The sequence below is a fragment of the Campylobacter concisus genome, assembly GCF_001298465.1.
In the GTDB taxonomy this organism is placed as follows: Bacteria; Campylobacterota; Campylobacteria; order Campylobacterales; family Campylobacteraceae; genus Campylobacter_A; species Campylobacter_A concisus.
In genome coordinates this window covers 616,978-641,086 of the sequence record NZ_CP012541.1, presented here as the reverse complement: position 1 = coordinate 641,086, position 24,109 = coordinate 616,978, and the positions used below count along the sequence as shown (strand labels likewise).

Below are 24,109 nucleotides of genomic sequence, written 5' to 3'. Positions count from 1 at the left end.
TTTAAGAAGAACAAATACGATAGCCGAAAGTATGACTATAAAAGCTACGGCTAGGATTATTTGAGCTTTTAATAAAGGCAATGTATTAGACGAAAAAGTATCTGCTCCGATAGCGGCTACGGCTAGCCAGCCTTGATCGTTTATGGCCATTACTTTTGCTGTTACGTTTTCGCCCTTATAGTTGGTGTAAGGGATTAGCCCGTTTTCGTCAAATTTTTTAGCTGCAAACGCCTCGGCTAGATATTTGCTTGCGGGAACGGTTTTACCGACGTTGTTTGGGTCGTTATGCATTAGTATTAGGCCGTCTTTATTCATTAGATAAACATAGCCGTATTTTGTTTTACCCATTTCAAGGATTTTTTTACTTAAAGCATCTATGTTTAAATCAAGTCCCAAAACGCCATCAAAATTTCCATTTTTATTTACTGGAGCGGCAAAACTAATTACTAAAGCGTTAAACATAGCAGCTTTATAAGGTTCGGTATAGATAGCACCATTTGCACTCTTTGCTGCTTTATACCAGCCTCTAGTTCTAGGATCGTAATTATCGGCTGGAGTTGTTCTAGTTCCATCTGATTGGAAAAAATGTCCATCACTCTCGCGACCATAAAAAATATTAGAAACTAGATGACTAACATTTTCTTTTTGTATTTTTGTCCTTTCCATGTACGAGTCATCATTATTTGGTGTTTGTGCTATATCTGAAGCAGACTTTTTGGCAACTTCTAAATAATCTTCAAAAAAAGAATCCGTGGTTGCTTTGATGTCACTTAGAATCTGATCCTGGGTCTGGCTGACCAACTCTACTACCTTACTTTCCGCTGTATAGTAGCTGACTGCCGAAATAGCAGCAAACGAAATAACTAGCAATGAGATGATAATCATCGCTATCTTTGAAGTTATGGACTTCATCTTTCCTCCTTTAAAAAGTTAAAATCGCTTTAATTTATCGAAAAAGAATTAAAACTAGTATTAAATTTACCCTCTATTTAATGCTTTTTAAAAATTAATAAAGATATCTTGACAATTAAAAATTTTTGAATAAATTTTAGATCACAAAATATCATTAAATAAGCTAGTTTTACTTTTTATTCTTTTGCTAGACATAGAGTATAAATTTTTACTTGAAAATCAATAAAATAACACCTGAAATAATAAGGCAAATGGCTAAAATTTCTTTGTAATTTAGTCTCTCCCCAAGAAAAACAACAGCCAAAATGATAGCAAGCACAACGCTAAATTTATCAACCAAGGCTACTTGATAGACCTTGCCAACTTGCATCGCTTTAAAATACATAAGCCAAGAAAGTCCAGTTGCTATGCCACTTAATATGAGAAAGAGCCAGTTTTTAGGGCATAGCGAACTTAATGGTTGCCATTTTTTAGCCACGCTTAAAAGCAAAACAAGCATCAAAATGACAACGATCGTTCTTATAAATGTTGCAAAATCGCTGTCGATATCCTTTACACCAAGCTTTGCAAAGATCGCAGTGAGTGCAGCAAATATAGCTGAAAGAGCTGCGTAGATAAACCACTCTGGCATTTTTATTTAAAATTTAAAAGGGCAAGTTGCCTCACCCATTTAAATTTAGCCCTCATAATCGCTTAACATATCAACTGTTGGCACAAAATATAGCGCACCAGTAACAGGTGTGCTAAAGTCAAGTAGCCTATCTGAGTTGCCCTTTGGCTCGCCGATAAACATCTTTTTAAGCATAAGCTCAACTGTTGAAAATGTGCTCGCATAAGCGATGAAATAAGTGCCAGTTTTGCTACCCTCAGTAAATGGCATATTGCCGCGCACAACCTTTTTATCATCGCCAACATTTGCTGCGGCTGAGTGTGAATTGTTAGGTTTTACATCATCGCTCATCTCGATATCAAGTTCTTTTGAGCGGCCTATAACCTTTTCTTGCTCGCTTACGCTTGTGGCGTTCCACTCTTGCATTTTATGAAAGTATTTTTGCACAAAAACGTAGCTTCCGCCCTTAAATTTAGCATCCTCGTCGCCAACTTTAGCAAAGAAATCTCTCTCCTCGCCCTCAGGATTTTCAGTGCCATCAACAAAGCCTATTATCGCTCTGCCGTCGTGGTATTTAAAGCCTTGCACCTCGTCTACAATATCAGCAAATTTATATAGCACACCCTTTACACTTTGTGCCATGTCAAAGCAGTCAGCCGCGTTTAATGCACGGATATGAATGTGCAAATCACCTTTTGTGCTAACAGCCTCGTGTTTGTCGCCTTTGATCGCTTTAAAATTTACAAGCTCTTTTGGCAAGGTTTTTGTGATGGCCAGCTTTCTCCACGCATCGTGTCCGACGCCAAGGACGCAGTTTACATTTTCACCCGCACCAAATCTAACCTTTGCAGTTTTATTTAAATTTATAACCAAAGCACAAAGCCTAGCAAAGCCCTCTTTGCACGCCTTTTTATCATCTTTTAAAACCCAAGTTTGAAAGACGGTATTGTTGCCTGGAGTTTGTGTAACCTCTTGTGAATTAAAACTCATTTTTTCTCCTTTAAATTTATGCGATATTTTCTAAATTTAGCTGTGAATTTATCTGCTCATCGTTATCATCAAAAACAAATTCGACCTTGTTTGCCCCAAAGCTCTTTGCTATCGCTTCAAGCGTGTCGCGAGCCGATTTATGGATCTTGCCTTGAAGCTGTGAGATAAGACGAACACTCATCTTTTTTACTTCACTTCTGGCCTCTTCTATAAGTCTGTTTTTGTCCTCTTCTGTAAATGTGCTTCCAAAAAAGCCATTTAGCGAATCAGGCAGTAAAAATGGTATAAATTTGCCGTTTTTCTCATCGTAAAATTTCATATCGGCGATTGAGAATTTATACTTACATGGGGGCATTTTTATCTTGTAGCTAGAGTTTGCGATCTGCATGATTTCAAGTTTTGGACTAGTTAGATCGTAGATGAAATTTATCTCAAACTCAAATATCATCGAAAGCTTCTTTTCGCTTACCAGCCACCTTAGATACTCTTTGCCAAAATTTCCAAACGCATGGTCGGTTTTTGTGACGATCTCTTTGCTATATACCTGAAAGACAGATAGCTCGCCTATACTTTTTAGCTGCGAAATTTCCGTGCTAACAGATACATTTTGACTCTCATCTTTGGCTTTTTTTAAAGCCTTATTTGCCCTGTAAAATGCAAATACAAGAACCGCAAGCAAAAGGGCTAATATCAAATTTACATATTCACTCATTCTTTCTCCTTTAAAGCTTACTATTTTAGCTTAAATTTGTAATGCAAAAGGAATTTTAGCTTGTTTTTTGCTATCTTGAAATCCACAAAATAGCAAAAATTTTTAAAACAATTGAGAAAATGAAAAACCACTTTTTTCAAGCACTTCTTTGATCTTTTCTTGATGTTCAAGACCCTTTGTCTCAAGCGTGATCGTGATACTTGCATCACCATAATCAAGCCTTGTAGAGAAGCGATCGTAGTCGATTTTTACGATGTTTGCATTTGCTGATTTGAGACTATCTGTTAGGCTCATAAGCGCTCCTGGCTTATCCACAAGCGTTATTTGCAAGGTCATCTTGCGGTGTGACTTGATAAGACCTTTTTCGATGATGATAGACAGCACTTGTACATCGATATTTCCGCCACTTAGCACTACGCCTATCTTTGCACCTTTTTTAAATTTTATCTTATCATGCATGAGTGCTGCTACACCAGCTGCACCAGCACCTTCAACTACGATCTTTTGCGTCTCTAACAAAAACAAAATCGCAGTCGCAATCTCTTCATCGTCAACCTGCACAAACTCATCTACGCACTCTACGATATTTGCCAGTGTGATCTCGCTCGCGTCACGCACAGCGATGCCATCTGCGATCGTGCGGACTGATTTTGAGTTTATGCTTTTTTTAGCGCCATAGCTATTAAACATAGCTGGAGCACCCTTTGCACCAACGCAGACCACTTTTGTCTTTGGATTGACCTGCTTTATACAACTAGCCACACCACTAGCTAATCCGCCACCACCAACTGGAACGATAACCATGTCAAGGTCGCTGATCTCATCAAGCATCTCAAGCCCAACAGTACCCTGCCCTGCCATGACGTACTCGTCGTTAAATGGATGAACGAAGGTCATGCCCTTTTCTTTAGCATAGTTCACCGCAAAAGCGTACGCCTCGTCAAAGTTATCGCCCTTTAAAATGACCTCTGCACCAAGATCCTTCGTGCCAGCAACCTTTAGAAGTGGGGTTGATTCTGGCATGATAATGCAAGCATGCACGCCAAATTCCTTTGCACTTATTGCTACACCTTGAGCGTGGTTACCAGCGCTTGCAGCTACTACACCAAGCTTTCGCTCCTCATCACTTAGGCTAGCTATTTTATTGTATGCGCCTCTTATCTTATATGCACCAGTTCTTTGTAAATTTTCTTCTTTCAGGTAAACACTTGCACCTAAAATTTTACTAAGCTTTGCACTTAGCGCAAATGGGGTCTTAGTCACGAAATGACCGATCGTGATCTTTGCTTGGATGATTTTATTTAGTGAAACCATTTTTTTCAAATTTTCCTTTTTAAAATTATTCTTTTGCCCTTAGTAGCACGCCGCACTCGATGTGGTGAGTGTTTGCAAACTGATCAAAAATGGCAAATTTTATCACTTTATGGCTTTTACAAAGCTCATTTAAATTTTCTTTTAGAGTCTCTGGGTTGCACGAGACGTAAATGATATTTTTGAAATTTTTGATGAAATTTACGACACTTTCGCTTAGTCCTGCACGAGGCGGATCGACAAGAATGTGCGAGAAGCTAAAGTCGCTTAAATTTATCTCTTTTAGCCTGTTAAATTCCCTAACGCCAGCAAATGCACTCATAAGCTCATCAGCGTCCATACGTAGAAATTTGATATTTTTAGCTTTGTTTAGCTCGCAGTTTTTAAGGGCATTTGCGATCGAGCTTTTTGAAATTTCAGTGGCAAGGACATTTTTAAATTTAAACGAAAGCGGAATAGTAAAATTTCCATGTCCGCAGTAGAGCTCCAGCAGGTCGCCACCAGCCTCCACGCACTCTTTTGCCCAAGCTATCATCTTTTCATTTACGGCTCTATTTGGCTGGATAAAGGCATTCTCACTTAGGCTAAATTTATAAATTTCACCACCAACATCTAGCTCATCTATCAAATTTAGCTCACCACTTAGTAGCTTTTGCCCGCGAGATCTAGCAAGTATCGTGACATTAAGCTTATTGGCTAAATTTTTAATCTCTGCTTCAAACTCACTATCAAGTTTTTTGTGATAAAGAAGCGTGACTAAAACACCGCTTTTACAAGAGATAAATTCTACGCCAAAAAGCTTTGCGCCTAGTATTTCACTCTCTTGTAAGCTGTAAATTAAGCTTGGCATAAGCTCTGAAATTTGCTCACAAACCTTAGGGCACTCATCTATAAAAATTCTCTTGCCCTTCTCACTTGCATGCATGGTATAGCTAAGCTTGCTACCTTCGTGCCAGATACCAAACTCAGCCCTTGTGCGGTAGTGTTTTGGATTGGAGCTAAACACATCAAATTTGCCATCATAAAACTCTGAAAAATTTTGTTTTACAAGGTCAGTTTTAAATAAAATTTGCTCATCGTAAGGGGCAAAAAGAGTGCAAGAGCCGCACTCTTTTAGATAATTGCAATCCAAATTTACGCTTCCACCTTTTTACCGACAAATCTAACTAACGCCCAAATCGCTAAAAATCCGCAAGGAAGCGCGATCCAAACGCTAAGACCAAGTGCAACCGGCAAGTAGCCAACTAGCACACAAACCGCACAAACACTAAGTGCATATACCATTTGAGTTGAGACGTGATCGATATGATTACATCCTGCGCCCATTGATGAAAGTATCGTAGTATCCGATATCGGTGAGCAGTGATCGCCAAAGATCGCACCTGTAAGTACGCCTGAGATATTTACGATCATATAAGCGTGCATCGCATCACCCTCTAGACCGTAGTTTTTGCCGACTGCATAAGCTAGTGGGATAGCTAGAGGCATTAAAATTCCCATCGTACCATAGCTCGTTCCAGTTGAAAAGCTAATAAACGAACCAAGGATAAAAACAGCAACTGGCAGGATAAATTTAGGCGTTGAAGAGCTTAATAAATCAACCAAATATCTTGATGTGCCAAGCTCTTTGATAACAGCACTAAGGCTCCATGCAAGAAGCAAAATGACAACCGTAATTATCATAGTCTTCCAGCCCTTTACCCATGTGCTGATAGCCTCTTTTACGTCAAAAATTTTACGCCAAACACCCATTGTGATAGCTACAATACTAGCAAGTAGTGCTGCTTGAAATAGTGATGTAGCTGAGTCTGCTGCGCCAAAAGTATCTTTAAATGTAGAAAATGAAAGCGGATTAGCAAGTGCATTTTTAAGAGCATCACCCTCAAGTGCAGCAAGACCACTAAAATAAAAACTAGTAAATGCGCCAATGACCAGCACAAGAAGTGGTACAACAGCATTTGCAGCGCTTAATTTCACGCCCTCTTTTGGCTCAAGTGTTTTATCTTCAAGATCTTGGATTTGAGTTTTACCTGAGTGAAGCTCGCCTCTTCTAGCACGTCTTTCAGCTAACAGCATTGGTCCGTATTCACGCTGCATCAAGGCTGTACAGACTATAAAAAATAAGATGAAGAGGTTGTAAAATCTATATGGAATTGTCTCGATAAATATAGAATAAGCGTTAATTCCAGTCTCTCCAACTAGCTCATAGCCCTTTTCGATGAGTGAAACCTCAAGGCCAACCCATGTCGAGATGATAGCAATACCAGCGATCGGTGCTGCGGTAGCATCTATGATAAAAGCTAGTTTTTCGCGGCTTATTTTAAATTTATCACTTATTGGTCTCATTATAGGGCCAACGATTAGGGCATTTGCGTAGTCATCAAAAAATACAAAAATTCCCATGAGCCATGTTGAAATTTGAGCTGAAATGCCGCTTTTTGCCTTTTTGCTAAGCCAAAGAGCAACCGCCTTTGTACCACCCATCTTTGTAATGAGTGCGACCACGCCGCCGATACAAAGCACTTGAAGTAAGATACCTGAGTCGGTCTTGTCAGCCATTGATTCAACGACTCTTGAAACAATACCTGTAAAGCCTTTTACGATACCCATAAAGATGTTTTCATTGATGATATTTATGAGAAATGTTCCGCTAAAAACACCTATAAATAGCGACAAGATGACGTCTTTTGTGATAAAAGCAAGTGCTATTGCCACAACAGGCGGTATAAGCGTAAATACGCCATAAATTTCAGCGTTTCTCTTTGCCACTTCTGGATCGACACCAAAAAGCGCAACGCTAAAAAAAAGTAATAATAAAATTTGTCTCACAAGAACTCCTTAAAATTTTTCTATCGCAAGTCCAGCCCAAGTCTGCGTATTTGCCATGACTTCGACTCTATTTATATTGACACTTCCGGGCATATTTAGACAATTTATCAAAATCGTCGCGATATCCTCAGATGTGATGAAATTTGTATTTTCATAAAGACTATCCGCCTTTACTTTATCTCCTCTAAACCTAACCTCGCTAAATTCGGTCTTGCAAAGCCCCGGCTCGATGTTTGTCACCCTGATATTTGTACCAACTAGATCGTTTCTTAAATTTAGACTAAACTGCTTTACAAAGGCTTTTGTGGCACCATAAACGTTGCTTCCAGGATATGGCCATGAGCCAGCTGTCGAGCCAATATTAAAGATATAGCCCTTTTCTTGCTTATAAAGTAGTGGCAAAACCGCCTTTGTTGAGTAGATAAGACCCTTGACGTTGGTGTCTATCATCGCCTCAAAGTCCTCCACCTTCGCATCTATCGTCTTCTCAAGCCCAAGCGCCATGCCAGCGTTGTTTACAAGCACTTCTATGTCCTTAAATTTATCAGGCAAGCTCTCAACCGCTTTAAAAACAGCCTCTTTGTCGCGTATGTCAGCTACGATAATATGCGTATCGTCAAGCTCTGCTGCAAGCTTCTTTAGCCTATCTTCGCGCCTTGCAAGAGCGACTATCTTGTAGCCCTCTTTTGAGAGTCTTCTGGCGATCGCCTCGCCAAATCCAGATGTTGCACCGGTTACAAAAGCTGTCTTTTTCATGATTTTTCCTAATTTAAATTTGGTTTTAAACCCAAATTTTCTAAAAATTTGATCGTCTTTTCGTTTTGTTCTTTCATGGCATAGTCAAGCGCGTTAAATCCAGCGTCATCAGTCGCGTTGATATCAGCGCCATTATCCATCAAAAGCTTTAAAATTTCTGGCGTTGCGTGAGCTGCTGCATGCATAAAAACGCTTCTATTTGTATGCTCTAGACCACATGTATCTTCAACTTGCGTCATACCCAAATTTATCATATTCATCTTGGCATTTTCGTCTATATAGCTCTCGTTGGCATTGGCACCATTTTTTAGCAAAAGCTCGCAAAGTGGTTTATCACTAAACTGCACAGCATAAAAAAGCACACTTTTCCCAAAAAAATTTGTGTGATTTACATCGGCTTTGTTTGCAAGTAAAATTTTTACGTTTTCTATATTTTTTAAAGCAAAAAATAGCGGTGTCTCATCGCCCAAATTCACATCGGCCCCACGCCTTATAATCTCTTTTATCATATCGCTACTTTTTTCGTTTAAAAGTGCGATATTAAGCAAATTTGTAAGCTCAGCGGTACTGAAATTTTTTGAGTAAAGTAAATTTGCTAGCTCATCGGAATTTATCCTTTGAGCCATCATACTTTGCTCAGGTGTTAAAATTTTAGCTTTATTTACACTTTTACCGACACCAAAAGTCAAAAACTCATTTACCACGCTAGTTGCGTAGTAAGCAGCACTTGGTGTATCAATTCCCAGGCTTTCATAAAATTTTACAAGCGGAGTTTGAGCGTTTTTGTAAGCTTCGATAAATTTTTTATATTTTAAAAAATTAAACAAGCTCTCGTTTGCCCAGTATCTAAAATACTCCATCCTGGCATCTTTTTGCTCTTCAGCAATATCAGGCTTTGCAAGCTCTTTTTGATAAAGCTCAGGTGCGAATGACGCTTTTAGCAAAAGCCATCTAAGCTTGTTTAAATTTTCTTTATAAACTCTATCGCCAACGCAGCTTTGAGACTCACTTCTCACAGCCACACTCGCATCAAAAAGCTCTTTTACCTCTTTTAAATTTAAAAGCGAACCATCACAGTAAAATAGCCCCTCATTCGCGTAAGCAAGATCGTTTGGAGTAGTTTTAAAGCTCTCTTTTTTGGCAAGATCACTGCACTCTAAAGCGTGTAAATTTATCAAAAAACAAACGCTAAAAAAGAGAAAAAAAACTACTTTTTTCATCAAAGCTCCTTAAAATTTCGCGATATTGTAACAAATTTATATGCTAAACTCGCTTATTTCATTAAAATTTAGATATTTATAAATTTCATCTTTATTTAAGCTAAGGCTATCTTTTACTATCTTTTTATATTCATCTACACTTGGTAAACGCCCAAGTAGCGCACAAACGGCGGCTAACTCGGCACTTCCCAGATAGACCTTTGCACCCATACCCATTCTGTTATCAAAATTTCTGGTTGATGTAGAAAACACCACTGCGTTATCGTTTACTCTTGCTTGATTACCCATACAAAGCGAGCAGCCTGGTACCTCTGTCCTTGCATTTAATCTTTTAAAAATTTCATAAATACCTTCATCTTCAAGTGTGCTTTTATCCATCTTTGTCGGCGGTGCGATCCAAAGCCTAGTTGTAAGCTTGCTCTCACGCTCCAAAATTCTAGCTAGCGCTCTGTAATGGCCTATATTTGTCATACAGCTTCCCACAAAAACTTCATCTATTTTATGCACTCTTTTGTTATCAGTTAAAATTTCACTTAGTGTTGCCACATCGTCTGGGTCATTTGGACAAGCCAAAATCGGCTCATCTATCTGCGACAAATCGATCTCTAAAATTTCAGCATATCTTGCGTCCTTGTCGGCTCTTAAAAGAGTCGGATTTTCAAGCCATTTTTGCATTTTTTCTTTTCGTCTAAGCAGGGTCTCACGGCTCTCATAACCAGCTTTTATCATCGCGTCAATTAGCGCAACATTTGAGCGAACGTACTCCACAACGCTATCAACGCCTAAATTTACCACACAAGCCGCGGCCGAGCGTTCAGCCGAAGCGTCACTTAGCTCAAACGCCTGCTCTACTTTTAGATTCTCAAGCCCTTCTATCTCTAAAATTTTGCCTGCAAAAATGTTCTTTTTGTTTTTCTTTTCAACACTTAAAAGCCCTTTTTTGATAGCAAAATAAGGTATCGCATTGACAAGATCACGAAGCGTCACACCCTCTTTTAGCTCGCCTTTAAATTTGATCAAAACTGACTCTGGCATATTTAGCGGCATCATTCCAAGCACCGCTGCAAACGCCACTAGTCCACTGCCTGCTGGAAAGCTGATACCGATAGGAAATCTCGTGTGACTATCGCCTCCAGTGCCCACCGTATCAGGTAATACCATGCGATTTAGCCACGAGTGGATGACACCATCGCCTGGCTTTAGACTCACACCGCCACGTAAATTTATAAATTTTGGCAAGCTCTCATGCATCACAAGATCACTTGGCTTTGGATAAGCGGCCGTGTGGCAAAAGCTTTGCAGAACAAAATCCGCCCCGAAACTAAGGCTAGCAAGCTCTTTAACCTCATCTCTAGTCATCGGTCCAGTCGTATCTTGTGAGCCAACAGTTAAAATTTCAGGCTCCACATAAGCCCCAGCTCTCACGCCAGCTACGCCGCAAGCCTTGCCAACCATCTTTTGAGCCAGCGTATAGCCACCACTCTGCTCTTTTGGCTGATCTGGCTTTATAAAAATTTGCTCCTCGCCAAGCCCCAAGGCCTCTCTGGCCTTTTTAGTCACTTGACGTCCTATCATAAGTGGTATCCTGCCACCCGCTCTTATCTCGTCGCTTAGAGTGTTTGGGCTAAGTTTAAAATTTGCCACGAGCTTTTTCTCAGTGCCAATAAGCTTATAAATTTCGCCTTTAAATGGATAAATTCCTATCTCATCGCCCATCTCAAGCTCGTTTACGTTTGCAACTATCGGCAGTGCACCGCTATCTTCGGCAGTGTTAAAAAATATAGGAGCTATTGTCGTGCCTATCACGATGCCGCCCGTTTTTTTGTTTGGCACACCCTCTATCTCATCGCCCAAATGCCACTGGATCGAGTTTATGCCGCTCTTTCTGCTGCTGCCAGTGCCAACCACGTCACCAACATACGCTACGCTTTTGCCACAACTTTTTAGCTCTTTTAGGATTTCTAAGCCTTCAGGCATCTTTTTAACAAGCATTGCTTTTGCATGAAGTGGTATGTCGGCCCTTGTATAGGCCTCGCTCGCTGGACTTAGGTCATCAGTATTTGTCTCACCTGGTACCTTAAAAACGACTGCGTTTATACAGGTTTCGATTGGCTTTTTATGCGTAAACCACTCCGCATTTGCCCAAGAGAGAAGCACCTCTTTTGCAAATTTATTGTTGCTACTTAGTTTTACTATCTCATCAAAATATTCATGCACCAGGATGATATTTTTTAGCTCATTTGCCGCAGCGCGAGCGATATTTTCATCACTATTTTTTAGAGCTCGCACTAAAATTTCTACATTATATCCGCCAAGCATCTTGCCCAAAATTTTAATAGCACTCATAGCGTTAAGGCCGTTAACAGCAAGCCCATCTATCACTTCGCCAAGAAATTCTGCCTTTATCTTCGCTGCGTCGTCAACGCCAGGATTGATGCGAGTTTCAAGCAAATTTATAAGAAATTTTAGCTCGCTTTGCGCCTTTTCATCGCCACTAGACTTACTGGCAAGCTTTATTAGCTCGCAAATTTCGCTTGTTTGCTTGGCGTTTAGCGCAAGCGGTGGCACGCCCTCTTTTTCTCGCTCGCTCACGTGTTTTTCGTAGTCGGTAAAAAAGCTCATAAAATTCCTTTGTGGTTTTTGCTTGTTATTTTTAGTCTAAAAATCGCTAGTTTTGCTTGCATTTTATCAAAAAGCAAAACAAACTAAAGTAAAATTTGCCCAAATTTTCAAATTTAAAGGAGCAAATGTGTCAAAAGCTTACCTAAAATCTCCCATTGGAATTTTAGAGATCGTTGCCAGTAATAATGGAATTTGTGAGATAAATTTTGTAGATAAATTTGAAAAAATTGCAGTAAAAGATGAAAATTTAAAGCTTTGTCTTGATGAGTTAAAAGCATATTTTGAAGGTAGGCTTAAAAAATTTAGCGTTAGACTTGATATAAAAACAACTAATTTTAGAGCAAAAATTTACGAGGCCTTACAAAAAGTGCCATACGGAGAAACGACCACATACGCGGCCCTTGCACTTGCCGTAGGTCATAAAAATGCCTACCGAGCAGCAGGATCAGCCAATGCTAAAAATCCAGTGCCTATCATCATCCCTTGTCACAGAGTGCTAGCTATCAGTGGGCTTGGCGGCTACTCAGGTGGAGATGGTCTGCCAACTAAAATTTGGCTCTTAGAGCATGAAGCAAAGCATAAATAGCTAAAAATTTACAGCAAAATAAAAGTCCAGCAAATTTTAAAGCGAACATTTCTAAAATTTATCAGAGTATTTAAAACGCATGTAGTGCTTTAGAGCCATTGAATGCACCTTGAACGTGAGGGATCTAGCAGATTTAAAAAGGAAAATAAGAGGACGACCTCGTAATTCAAACCACACTGTCTCTCTTTTGAATAAAAAGGAATTTACAAATTTAATCAAGCTGTCTTTACAAATTTTAAAACTTTACTCAATCGCCTTAGCAACTTACCAAATTCAGGTTTCATTATTTGCTTGTCACTGAAATCGAAGCGTGATATGCTCGCTCATAAATTTTAAAATTTATTTTTCTTTAGTGTGCTGTATGTGATTATATTGTTTAAATTATTAATTGTCTTTATACGTTATATGGCTTTTTGTTTAGATTTTAGAATCGTCAAAATTTATAAATTCCACTAGCCCCAAACGAAATATGAGGCTAGAGAAAGGATTATTTTTTAGCTACAAGAGCATTTTTTAGCACATCATCGATCGTGTCTACGGCGATAATCTTCATATCACCCTTTACTTCAGCAGGGATATCTACAAGGTCTCGATCATAGTTTTTGCGAGGTATCAGAGCTGTTTTGATGCCAGCTTTGTGTGCAGCGATGAGCTTCTCTTTTAGACCACCGATCGGTAGTACTCTACCAGTTAGCGTAATCTCGCCAGTCATTGCTATGTCGTGTCTTACCTTTGTGTCGGTTAGTATAGATGCGATCGCAGTTGCCATCGTGATGCCAGCACTTGGGCCATCTTTTGGCACCGCACCCTCTGGTACGTGCAAGTGAAGATCATAGCGCCTATAAACATCGCTAGCTTCGAGCTTACGCTTATCATCATCTAGTTTTGGCACGATAGCCATCGGTACTTTTAGTTTTTTGTTATCGATCAGCACTTTTACCACGCTAAATGCTATTTGAGCGCTCTCTTTCATCACATCACCTAGCTGGCCGGTGATCTGCATGCTGCCTTTACCCTGGATCCTGATAGCCTCTATCCTTAGCACGTCACCACCGACACTAGTCCACGCAAGGCCATTTACTAGACCTATCTGATCTTTTTTATCCGCTAGTTCGATCTCATAGACCTTTTTCTCTAAAAATTCTTTCAAATTTTTAGCCGTGACGCTAATCTTGCCTTCATTCTTTTTGGTGAGGATATTTTTGGCAACTTTTCTTAGTATATCAGCAATCCTGCGGCGTAAATTTCTCACACCACTCTCTCTTGTATAGTCGCTGATAATTAGCTCAAATGCCTCTTTGCCTATGCTCACATCGCTTGGTTTTAGCCCGTGCTTTTTAAGCTCCTGAGGCAAGAGATATTTTTTAGCGATCTCAAATTTCTCTTGTGGAGTGTATGAGCTAAGCTCGATAAACTCCATCCTATCTCGAAGTGCGGCTGGGATCATGCTCACGTCATTTGCTGTGGCGATGAAGATGATCTTGCTAAGATCGATGTTGAAATTTAGGTAATAATCTCTAAATTTATTATTTTGCTCAGGATCTAAAATTTCAAGTAAAACCGCAGTCGGATCGCCCCTATAGCTTCTGCCAACCTTATCGATCTCATCTAACACAACCACTGGGTTCATTTGCTTAGCTTCTATGAGTCCTTGCACTATTCGGCCTGGCATAGCACCTATATATGTGCGGCGGTGGCCTCTTAGTTCGTTTACATCCTCAAGTCCACCAAGTGCGATCCTAACTAACTCGCGCTTTAACGCCTTTGCGATCGAGTTTGCGAGGCTAGTTTTACCTACGCCTGGAGGGCCTGCAAAGCATAAAATAGCGCCATTATTTACCTTTTCGCCAACGCCTCTAAGCTCCAAAAGCTCACGCAAAGCAAAATACTCCTCGATGCGCTCTTTTGGCTTCTCCAAGCTGTAGTGATCGGCATTTAGATGCTTGCTCACTTCGCTGATGGATGACTTTTTCTTAGCTACATTTTCAAATGGAATTTCTAAAACCCAGTCAAGATAGCTTTGCAAGGTATTTGCGTCTGCTGAGTCTGGGTGCATGCGAGAAAGCTTATCTATTTGTTTTTTGATCTCTTTATAGGCGTCCTCAGCCATAAATTTCTTCTTCGTGTCAAGCTTTTTGCGGTACTCTTCAAGCTCCTCTTCACGGCTCGTATCCGCTCCAAGCTCAGCTTGAATTTGCTTTAGCTGCTCCTTTAAAAAGTACTCTTTATTTGTCTTGTCGATCTTTGAATGGACTTTATTTTTTATCTCTTTTTGAAGCTTATTTGCCTCGATCTCCTCGATAACATAGTCGATGAGCTTTAGCAAGCGCTGCTCTAAATTTTCCTCGACAAAAAAGCTATAAGCGATCTGTTTTTTTAGGCGAAGTGCGCTTGAAACTAGGTCACAAACCCTGATCGCTTCAGCACTCTCTTCGATAGTTTTTAAAAGATCTGGTGGAAAAAAGTGGCTAAACTGCGAAAGCTCTCTTACCTTTTCTCTTAAAACAACGATTAGTGCGTCAGTTTTTACCTGAGATGGACGTTTGACATGAAGCATATCAACGATACCACGGAGCGGGTTTATGCCTGATTGTTTTAAAATTTTACCTTTGTCAATACCCTGAAATAGTACTTTTACGCGTCCATCAGGTAGTGGCACACGGCGCATTATCGTGCCGATCACACCAGCATCATAGATACCATCAAAGTCTCTAGCGCCGTCTTGCTGAGGCTTTGTGGGCACCACAAGTATCGGAGTCTCTTCTTGTATGGCGAGTTCAAGTGCCTTTAAATTTTCATCGTCGCTTAAAAAAAGCGGAGTTATCATAAATGGATATAAAAATAGCTCATCCTCAACGATAATGGGAATTTCGGTTGGAAAGCCTTTATTTTCGTTTATTTGCAAAATTTCTCCTATTCAAACAGTTTTCTATACCATGCCACATCAGGCTTTATAAGGTCCGAGTTTTTAAACGGCGACTCTTCTAGCTTTTGCTCGTAAATTTTAGCCGAAACATCACGACCAGTCCTATTGTAAAGATCTGCTATTTGCATATCCAGGAAGTAAAGTGCGAGTTTGAATTTAATAAGCATAGTCTCAATAAGTGGCTTATACTCAGTATTTGGATACATATAAAGAAATTTCTCAATCTCCGTTACGCTATCTTCCATAAGCTTTTGGTTACGGTTTGGCTGAGCAAATGAGTCAAAATTTGCTTTTATCTTTAGATACTGAGCAAACTCTGTTTTTGGGCCGTTGTCACCATATCTTTTGATGTACTCGTCAAGATAGTGATTTGCCATCAGATACTCTTCATCATTTGCGTGAGCTTGGGCAAGGATAAGTAAAATTTGCTCCAAAAGTGGGCTTGCTACGTGTTCGCTTGCCATTGAGACATAGTGTTTATCGGCCGCTTCAAGATCGCCATCTTTTATATCAGCTATAACCTGAGCATACCACTCATCAGGAGTTAGATTGTAAAGCTCGGTATATTTTTCAGCACAACCACTAAAAAGCCCCAAAAGAGCTACAACTGCTAGAAATTTAGAAAATCTTTTCATGCTTTTCCTTAAAAAGTTTAAATCCTCGTATTCTACATTTTTTGGCATTATTTTTGTATAAATTTTTTAAAACTATGATAAAATACGGCAACTTTACAAAATAGGAGTTAGTATGATTTTTAGTGTTAAAAGCCCTATTTTAGGCTTTGAGCATATCAAGACGATGGAGTTAATTGAACTTGATAAATTTTTTGTTAAGCTAGCAAGCAAAGATGATGAGACATCTTTTACAATGATAAATCCTTTTGCATTAAGAAGCTACGAATTCGATATTCCAAGCTATTATGAAGATCTTATGGAGATTAAAGAAAGCTCTCAACTTAGAATTTATAACATTATCGTGGTTGCACTTCCGCTTGAAAAATCAACTGTAAATTTTATAGCTCCTATCGTTTGCAATATGGACAACATGACCTTATCTCAAGTCGTTTTAGACATTGCCAAATATCCTCAATACGGGCAAGCTGAAATGATAGAAAATTTTATACAAAAATAGTAGCTAAAGGCTTTTAAAAATCTAAGGAGAGATTTTTTATTGTTATTTAGAGGACTTGTTGTGAAGATAATATACTTACTCTGTTTTATTGTCACGTTTGGTTTTTGTGCACCCAGAGCTTGTACGACAGCAGAAGCAGCATCTATTGGTTGTAGTGGAGTAAATTATTCTTGCTTTATAGACGCTGAAGAGTATCAAGACAACTCTTCTAAAAATATCCCACATTGCATAAGAAAATCTGATAGAACTTGGACGATAGATACCAATAGTTTTTCTTCAGGCTTAGCACAAGATCACTATCATATTTACGTTGAGCAATTTTCTCCATGGAATCAACGATCATTAGTAGGTATGTGGGATGATCACTCTAAAGGCTTAAGACAAAGATCAATAAATGGAAATCTAAATACCAGAGTAAATGGAGATATAGCTACCATTGGTGCTACTATTATGATTCCACAATACGCTGGATATAATTTTGTTCCAGATCCATCTAACGTAACAAGAACATCATCTACAGCCGATAGAATATTTTTAGATACTGGTAGTTTTACGTCTAGTAATTACACACTTTGTCAAACAACATATATTTATAATCCTAGCAAGCATCCTTATTGTAAAAATTCATCCTCTTCCACATTTGATTTTAGTGAGAAAAATACCTTTATACAAAATAATTTAAAAGGTAAAAACGTAGTCTATGCCAGGCTTTATTGGGGTGGCTCTCTTTATCAAAACTGGGCAATAAAAAATCTTGGGTCAAATTTATATGTAAGTGCCTTAAATTACATAAAAGGATATAGCAGGATTGATTTTAAAGCTCCTGGAAAAAATGCAATCACAATAGATGCTGATCCAAAAGATGTCTTTTGGTTTGGTTCATTTAGTGAGTATAAACCAAAATCAATGACTCTTGAATCATATAATCAAAACGAGTCTAATAGCTACTATGTAAAGGCTGGAATAAACTACCAATATGTTGCAAGTGCTGATGTAACAGATATAGTTAGAGATTCTCTTGGTACTAGTGAGTCAGATAGGACATTTTATGCTGGCAATATCAGATCCACTACGATTCCCTTCAGTGATGATTTTATAGACCCAAATGATGGCATATATAAGGTAAACAACTCTACTAATAGAAAATTAAAAAAAACATACGGCACACTGCTGTTTTCGCCAGTCCAAGGACAAAATGGCTACTGGATACAATCCATCGCACCACAATTTGCAGCTTGGAGTTTGGTCATAATTTATGACTTTGATGATAAAACCGCCGCAGCAAACAATATAGAGCCAAAGCTTGTTAGTATATTTGATGGGCTAGAAAGACTTGCAGCGGACTGGATGAAGTCAAGCGATCCATTTGGTACTGTAAAGAGCTCAACCATAGATGTAAAATTTGAAAATATCTATACGCCAAAAGCAGGAAATATAGATGCTTCGCTCACAATGTTTTCCTTTGGCGGCAAGCCAGAAACAAAAGGTGAAGATATCAAGATAAAAAATGGCGGCAGCTATCAGAGTATCACTAGCGGATATAACGCACAAGGCGATCAGTTTAACTCAACTATGACAAAATTTGGACAACTTATAAATCCAGGTAAAAAATTTCACTCTCAAGCAGACTTAGATATATTTGATATATCAGACAAAATGTCATATGCTCAAAAAGAAGCAGATATAAAATTTACAGTTACAACAATTAAAAGCTCAGGCGGTGTTAATGTCGTAAGTGCTGACCGTATAAATTTAGCTCTAGTTGGCTTTTCTTCTCGTATATACAAACCAGATGTTTGCTATATGGAATATATTTATGCAAAAAAACCTAGCGATAGTACTTTTACAAAGGTGCAAGAAAATACCCCAACGGTAGTGCCAGCAAATACTATTTTAAAAACTTTCGTTGAAGTTACAAATAATACTAATGAAGCCGCCCAAGACTTTGCACTAAAAGCTACAATAGATCCAAGCCAAATTTATAATCCAAACTCAACTTACATTTACGCAGATAAAGCATCACAAGGGCCTAGCGATCTGCTCACTATGTCAGGACAGGTACACTATAACGACAACACAGGCTTGCAGCAATTAAGCGGAAATGACTTAACTTTTTATTTAGGGCAAGGTGCTGCTGCAAATAAGGGTGGAGAAATGCTAATTCATCAAGGCAACTACGCTTATGCCATATATGAAACTACCCTTAAGTCTAAATTTGAGCCAAATAGTTACAAAGCCACGGTCGCAAATGCTGATATAAATTTACAGCCCTATGACACATACATAAGAAGATGTAGCAATCAAAACTACAACATTACTTTAGGCGTTAGTGCCAGTCCAAATAATTTCGTCGCAAGTAATAGACAAGACGATGATTCAGCGACTTTTAAAACTAAATTTAAAAATAGACTTCTAACAAAAATCGTTTCTACGCCATTTAATGTCTATATCACAAACTATGATACGGATGGCAACAAAAAAGTACCAGATGCCCCAGTAGATGTAAAAGTAGAGTTGGTCGAGTCTTGCAGTGCTCCAACAAATTTATATGAACAAGATATAACATTTAATGGCGTAACTGATATTTTGTTGTCAGGCATTAGTATTGATAGAGCCTATAAAAGCGTAAAATTTAGAATTTCTCATCTTGATCCAGTGACAAATACTACAAAGGTTGAATGCGAAAAATTAGATGATTTTGCCATAAGACCAAGTCACTTTAGGCTATGGGATACTGACAAGAATACGATCAATAATAACAATGTTTTAATAGGCGGCAAAGTTTATAATAACATTGCTCTTGCAGCTATGAAACCTCTTGATAGTGGCTTAGCAAATGGCTATATAAATAACATAAGTGGCTCAAATGGAGAGATAAAACTTGTACCAGCATATAGTGCGACTTGTGATCCTAGCATTATAGAGAGCGAGAACAAACTAAGCGTAGATTTTAACGATCCAAATAAAGCATTGGGTAAAATTTTCCGTCACACATCAAGTGGACCTGTTGGCTTTTCTTACTCAGATATAGGCGATACATATTTTTATGTATTAGACAAAGACTATACAATAACTGATCAACATACACCATCAAGAGCTGATGATTGTGTAAAAAACTCAATTAGCAACGATCCATCACAAGATACTGCTCAAGAAGGAAGGATCGGATGTAGTATAAAGCTAGAAGGTAATAGAGATTATCTATTTAGACCAAAAGATATACAAATAAGCAAGTTAAAGATAACAAAAGATAGCGATATAACATACCTTGATAATGAAGGCATACAAAAAGCAAAGCTTGACTTTGAAGTAACTGCTAGGTTGTTTAACGATGACCCTGCAAAGCTTTATAATGAAGATTGCTATGCAAAGAATATGAACTTTGACATAAAGCTAGATAGAGTTCCTTTAAATTTTACAGACAACGATGGCAATGCCGGTACATTAGCAAAAGCAAATGAAGAAATTTTGTTTTTTGAAATTCCTGGCTCAAATACTAGAAAAGCAATAGATCCAAGTGCTACAAAATCAACATTTTATGTAGAAAAAAATACTTTTGTAAATGGCGTAGGCAAAGGTGAAGTATATTTTAATTTTGAAAGAAAAGTAAATCATGCTAAAAATCCTTTTACTATTTCGAGTAATGATTTTAGCTTTAGCGGTATGTCAGACAGTACCGATACAGTAAAAAAATATGAAAAACCAGCAACAGAAACGACAGCAAAATTTTACTTTGGTAGGGTTTATGCACCATTTTATGAAGGGCTTTATAGTGGCTTTTATGCCAAAATTTATTATGGTGCCTACTGCGATGGATGCAATAAAAATATCTATATGAAAGATAATGGCAAACTGTGGCAAGACTTTCCAGCTGCACCATTTTGGGCTACCAATCCAAAACATAGCGCAGGAGTACTTAACTATCACGACTTTAGCTTTACAAACACTTACAGCGGCACTGTTTTAAGAAATGATGTAAGCAGCATAAGTAATGGTGAGCAAATAATTTTTATAAGAAACCCTTCAGCGGTTACTGATGTGGCTAAAATGAGAGCACCTAGCTGGCTTCTTTATAGTGAATTTGATGAGAAACCTGAAACAAATAATTTCAATCTAAATTTTCTAGTACCAAATGGCGAATGGGCTGGTAAAGTCCTAAAGAGCAATAATATAGAGGATAAGACAAGCGGTGCAGTTGGAGGTTTTATAGGAGTAAAATCTAATAGTGATAGTAACCTAGATATAAGCGACAAGACAAACAGGAGAATAGAGTGGTAAAAAGAGGTGGCTTTTCATTAATAGAGCTTATCTTGTCAGTGCTTGTAGTAGCCATAGTAAGTGCAAGCCTGCCACTAGCGGTAAGAACTACTTCAAATTTAAGCGAGCAATCCTTAATGCAAGAAGGACTAATGAATGCTAAAACCTATATGTCATTAATATTAAAAGCACCATTTAGCGATCAAGTCTTAATAGCCGGTAAAAATACCATGCCATCATCTATAACCACTCAAGAGGCTATAATTTTTCCTCTTATTATCTGCGACCAAGGGGCAAATCCGGATTTTTATGAAAAAAGCGGTGTAAAAGGTGAAGGACATAGGATACTTGCATATCCGGTACAAAATTCATCTGCATGTGCCACAAGGCCTAGTGATTCAAAGCTTCCAGAATCAATCAAAAGCGTAAATTTTAAAGTAAAATCTATCAAAAATTTCAATACTCAAAAATCCATCTCACCAACTGCTAGCACTACTAAACGCGACTTTATCATAGATACAGAAACGACTCCAACCATAACAAATGGAGCTGATAAATTTGTAGTTAGCACTCCTTTAAACGATAGTGATGTTTTACAGATAAAGCTAGATACAACTATGAAAACTACAAAAGAGAGCAAAAGTGTACTTTATGGATATGCCTTTAATATAGGCGAAAGTAGTACTCTAAGTGTAAAAGAATGGAAATGAAAAAAACAAAAAAAGCTTTTACATTAATTGAGCTAATAATAGTCATCACCGTGCTTGGCGTCATCTCACTTATGAGCTTTAATACGCTTATGAATTTATATCAAAACTATTTTCAAAGCAAAGTAATAAACGAACTAGAAACACAAAGCGAAATCGCTCTAGAGCAAATTTCAATGCTGCTTAGCCACAGAATCAAACAAAGCGTTATCGCTAGGAAAAAAAATGGAGATTATCTAGCTCTAAATGATAGTGGCGTAAATTTAAGTAGTGACTTTGAAATTTTAGAATTTATCCCAGCTGCTTATGAGTTATTTGATGGTATCAACGAATATAAGGGAGATGATACTAACGGAGATCCCATCTTCGAAGAAGGTATATATAGCGGATATGTAGATCTTGCAAATAGTTCTATTGCAAATGGACTAAAAAGCCCTGGAAGCAAATTTAATGATGCTTTTAGAAACGGCGTAATGGACTTGACCTGCGAAAATGACAGCAATGAAGAAGATGTAAATAGCGGCTCTAGGTGTATAAACGCCGATAATGAAAATGGTGGTTTAGTAGCGATATTTTCTAGCATACTTTATAGAGTTGGTAGTAGCTTTGGCTATCAAGAAAATTTAGACCAAAGGCACTTAGATATCGCAAAAGTTGGCATACAATCAATCGACACGCTTAAAATTTCAAGTGATTTTAAAAATAAAAAAATTTCAGAGCAGTATAAGCTAGCTTATACAGCCATTGCCATAGCACCAGCTGAGCAAAGTGCCGAGGATGTACAAAACGGCTCTTTTGACCTTAAAATTTACTACAACTATAGGCCATGGCTAAACGAAGGCTTTAAAAAATTTAGCCCAACATCCACAAAGGATATCAAAGCCGAAAGTGCAACACTAGCCAAACATGTAACAAGATTTGTCTTTACAGAAAAAAATGGAGTCATCGCATTAAAGCTTTGCCTTAAAGCAGAAAGATCAGAAATAACCATTTGCAAGTCAAAGGCGGTTTATTGATGAGAAAAGGATTTACATTAATAGCGGCGATATTTTTTCTAGTTGTGGCAGCTTCTATCAGCACTCTTGCCCTTTCGATAGCTAGCACATCAGCTAGGCAGAGTAGTGAAATTTATCTAAGAGAGCAAGCACAACTCGTTGCTCAAGCAGCAGCAGAGTATGCGATGTTTGAAATTTTTAGAACCGATTTCTCAAATAAATGCTTAGATAAAGTAGATGGAGAATTTAACGATATGTTCGACTTTAAAGTAAAAATAACTTACTTTGGCGATATTGGTATATGCACTCCACCGACCATCATGCCTGGCACTGAGGGAGTCGCAAGCACTGGCAATATGATCTTTGATGTTTTTGTAACATCAAAAGATAAAAAAACACCAAATCCTATAAATTTTCACAAACGAACTCTTCAGAAACTTTAAAATTTTATAAAGATTTTAATTTAATTTGTTTTTAGTTTTAGCGTGTTATAATCTCATTACTTTCTATAAAGGAGATTGCAATGAATATAAGCATTGTAGGAAAACAATTTGAGCTAACAGAGCCGATCAAAAACTATATCCAAGACGCTTTTGATACACTTGGCAAATACAATCTTGACATCATCTCTGCAAGATGTGTTGTAGCAGCCGATGAAAAACAAGGCAAGAAAGGTTTTAACGCAGAATTTTCTCTAAATATGGCACATAAAGATACGATAGTCGTTCGCCAAAAAGATAAAGATCTTTATGCTGCGATCGATCTTGCTGTCGAAAAAGCTTCAAAAGTTTTAAGAAGAGAGCATGACAAGAAATTTACTGTAAAAGGTAAAGCAGATGATAAAGACTTTCGCTCAAGAATAGGTGAAGAAAAGATCGAGGGTGTCGAGGAGATCGTACCTATGGAGCTTGAAATTTATAAACCACTTGAAGTCGAAGAAGCTCTTGAGAAACTAAAATCAAGCGATAAACAATTTTATGTATTTAACGACGTTGACGCAAAAATGCGTGTGATCTACAAAAGAACAGACGGAACTTTCGGTCTTTACTAAAAACAGGGGCAGCTTTGCCCCTAAAAATTTATGCCGATTCACTATAAATTTTCTTCCTGAAATCCAAGGATAGATTGCAGTAAAATAAGCCCTGGTTACAAAAACTGCTACGCCAGCAAAATGGCTTTAAATTTTCAAAAAAGAGGCGTTAAGCTCTATAAAGATGGCTTTCGTGCGAGCAACTTTTAGAAGATCTTGGCGAGCTAAATTTAAACGGCATAAACTGGGTTGCAGCTGGCGGAGAGCACGGTAAAGAAGCACGTGCCATGAAAAAAGAATGGATACTTTCCTTAAAAAATGAGTGCAAAGATCAAAGCGTAACATTTTATTTTATGGGCTGGGGAAGTGTAGATGAATGTGGCAAATGGCGCAACAGAGCAAACGAGCTAAAAACGCTTGATGGCATCAGATATAAAGAATTTCCAAAGATAAAAGAGAGACAAGGCTCTCTTTTTGATTTTTAAAATATCCAACAATCGAAAAATACAATCTAC

At 38.2% G+C, this 24,109-nt stretch carries 18 protein-coding genes and 2 pseudogenes; 8 read left to right on the top strand and 12 right to left on the bottom strand.

The features are described 5' to 3' along the window. Positions 1 to 180: 180 nt before the first annotated feature. The 10 genes and pseudogenes from CCON33237_RS10070 to CCON33237_RS03210 all read right to left on the bottom strand — a co-directional run. Positions 181 to 885: pseudogene (locus CCON33237_RS10070) on the bottom strand (cache domain-containing protein); the annotation flags it as partial. 235 nt (positions 886 to 1,120) lie between these two features. Next, positions 1,121 to 1,543 (bottom strand): EamA family transporter, encoded by a 423-nt coding sequence (locus tag CCON33237_RS03250; protein ID WP_054196372.1) that lies wholly within the window; start codon positions 1,541 to 1,543, stop codon positions 1,121 to 1,123. 45 nt (positions 1,544 to 1,588) lie between these two features. Continuing rightward, a complete protein-coding gene (locus CCON33237_RS03245) occupies positions 1,589 to 2,512 on the bottom strand; it encodes a Dyp-type peroxidase (RefSeq protein ID WP_054196371.1) in 924 nt (307 codons plus the stop codon). A gap of 16 nt (positions 2,513 to 2,528) precedes the next feature. After that, positions 2,529 to 3,224: a DUF4230 domain-containing protein gene (locus tag CCON33237_RS03240; protein WP_054196370.1), complete on the bottom strand. Its 696-nt coding sequence runs from the start codon at positions 3,222 to 3,224 to the stop codon at positions 2,529 to 2,531. A 102-nt stretch (positions 3,225 to 3,326) separates the two neighbouring features. Continuing rightward, positions 3,327 to 4,538, bottom strand: coding sequence for a threonine ammonia-lyase (ilvA, locus tag CCON33237_RS03235; RefSeq protein ID WP_054197388.1), 1,212 nt, complete (start codon positions 4,536 to 4,538; stop codon positions 3,327 to 3,329). 25 nt (positions 4,539 to 4,563) lie between these two features. After that, entirely contained in the window at positions 4,564 to 5,667 is a 1,104-nt protein-coding gene (trmA, locus tag CCON33237_RS03230) for a tRNA (uridine(54)-C5)-methyltransferase TrmA (protein WP_054196369.1), read from the bottom strand. 2 nt (positions 5,668 to 5,669) lie between these two features. Next, positions 5,670 to 7,364 carry a Na+/H+ antiporter NhaC family protein gene (locus tag CCON33237_RS03225; RefSeq protein WP_054196368.1) on the bottom strand — a complete coding sequence of 565 codons (1,695 nt, stop codon included), beginning with the start codon at positions 7,362 to 7,364 and terminating at the stop codon, positions 5,670 to 5,672. Between the two features lie 9 nt (positions 7,365 to 7,373). After that, on the bottom strand, positions 7,374 to 8,120 hold the full coding sequence (locus tag CCON33237_RS03220) for an SDR family NAD(P)-dependent oxidoreductase (RefSeq protein ID WP_054196367.1): 747 nt from the start codon (positions 8,118 to 8,120) through the stop codon (positions 7,374 to 7,376). 8 nt (positions 8,121 to 8,128) lie between these two features. Next, positions 8,129 to 9,340, bottom strand: coding sequence for an ankyrin repeat domain-containing protein (locus tag CCON33237_RS03215; protein ID WP_054196366.1), 1,212 nt, complete (start codon positions 9,338 to 9,340; stop codon positions 8,129 to 8,131). Between the two features lie 36 nt (positions 9,341 to 9,376). Continuing rightward, positions 9,377 to 11,962: a bifunctional aconitate hydratase 2/2-methylisocitrate dehydratase gene (locus CCON33237_RS03210; protein ID WP_054196365.1), complete on the bottom strand. Its 2,586-nt coding sequence runs from the start codon at positions 11,960 to 11,962 to the stop codon at positions 9,377 to 9,379. Between the two features lie 127 nt (positions 11,963 to 12,089). Here CCON33237_RS03210 and CCON33237_RS03205 point away from each other — a divergent pair, with 127 nt between their 5' ends. Then, positions 12,090 to 12,548, top strand: coding sequence for a methylated-DNA--[protein]-cysteine S-methyltransferase (locus CCON33237_RS03205; RefSeq protein ID WP_054197387.1), 459 nt, complete (start codon positions 12,090 to 12,092; stop codon positions 12,546 to 12,548). A gap of 487 nt (positions 12,549 to 13,035) precedes the next feature. On the opposite strand, the gene lon is transcribed toward CCON33237_RS03205, so the two are convergent. Together lon and CCON33237_RS03195 are read right to left on the bottom strand one after the other, a co-directional pair. Beyond that, positions 13,036 to 15,453 carry an endopeptidase La gene (gene lon, locus CCON33237_RS03200; protein ID WP_054196364.1) on the bottom strand — a complete coding sequence of 806 codons (2,418 nt, stop codon included), beginning with the start codon at positions 15,451 to 15,453 and terminating at the stop codon, positions 13,036 to 13,038. Positions 15,454 to 15,461: 8 nt separating this feature from the next. Then, on the bottom strand, positions 15,462 to 16,109 hold the full coding sequence (locus CCON33237_RS03195) for an outer membrane protein assembly factor BamD (RefSeq protein WP_054196363.1): 648 nt from the start codon (positions 16,107 to 16,109) through the stop codon (positions 15,462 to 15,464). Positions 16,110 to 16,221: 112 nt separating this feature from the next. Here CCON33237_RS03195 and fliW point away from each other — a divergent pair, with 112 nt between their 5' ends. The 7 genes and pseudogenes from fliW to CCON33237_RS03160 form a co-directional block, all read left to right on the top strand. Then, positions 16,222 to 16,605: a flagellar assembly protein FliW gene (gene fliW, locus CCON33237_RS03190; protein ID WP_054196362.1), complete on the top strand. Its 384-nt coding sequence runs from the start codon at positions 16,222 to 16,224 to the stop codon at positions 16,603 to 16,605. A gap of 60 nt (positions 16,606 to 16,665) precedes the next feature. Further along, entirely contained in the window at positions 16,666 to 20,883 is a 4,218-nt protein-coding gene (locus CCON33237_RS03185; RefSeq protein ID WP_141089924.1) for a hypothetical protein, read from the top strand. Then, positions 20,877 to 21,572 (top strand): type II secretion system protein, encoded by a 696-nt coding sequence (locus CCON33237_RS03180; protein ID WP_054196360.1) that lies wholly within the window; start codon positions 20,877 to 20,879, stop codon positions 21,570 to 21,572. Before CCON33237_RS03185 ends, CCON33237_RS03180 begins: the two co-directional genes overlap by 7 nt. Then, positions 21,569 to 22,585, top strand: a complete 1,017-nt coding sequence (locus tag CCON33237_RS03175) for a type II secretion system protein (RefSeq protein ID WP_234402253.1) — start codon at positions 21,569 to 21,571, stop codon at positions 22,583 to 22,585. Before CCON33237_RS03180 ends, CCON33237_RS03175 begins: the two co-directional genes overlap by 4 nt. Continuing rightward, positions 22,582 to 23,007 (top strand): hypothetical protein, encoded by a 426-nt coding sequence (locus CCON33237_RS03170; RefSeq protein WP_169748871.1) that lies wholly within the window; start codon positions 22,582 to 22,584, stop codon positions 23,005 to 23,007. The genes CCON33237_RS03175 and CCON33237_RS03170 overlap by 4 nt, the downstream gene beginning before the upstream one ends. 80 nt (positions 23,008 to 23,087) lie before the next feature. Next, entirely contained in the window at positions 23,088 to 23,615 is a 528-nt protein-coding gene (hpf, locus tag CCON33237_RS03165) for a ribosome hibernation-promoting factor, HPF/YfiA family (protein ID WP_054196358.1), read from the top strand. 173 nt (positions 23,616 to 23,788) lie between these two features. Beyond that, positions 23,789 to 24,079: pseudogene (locus CCON33237_RS03160) on the top strand (DUF5131 family protein); the annotation flags it as partial. Positions 24,080 to 24,109: the final 30 nt, after the last annotated feature.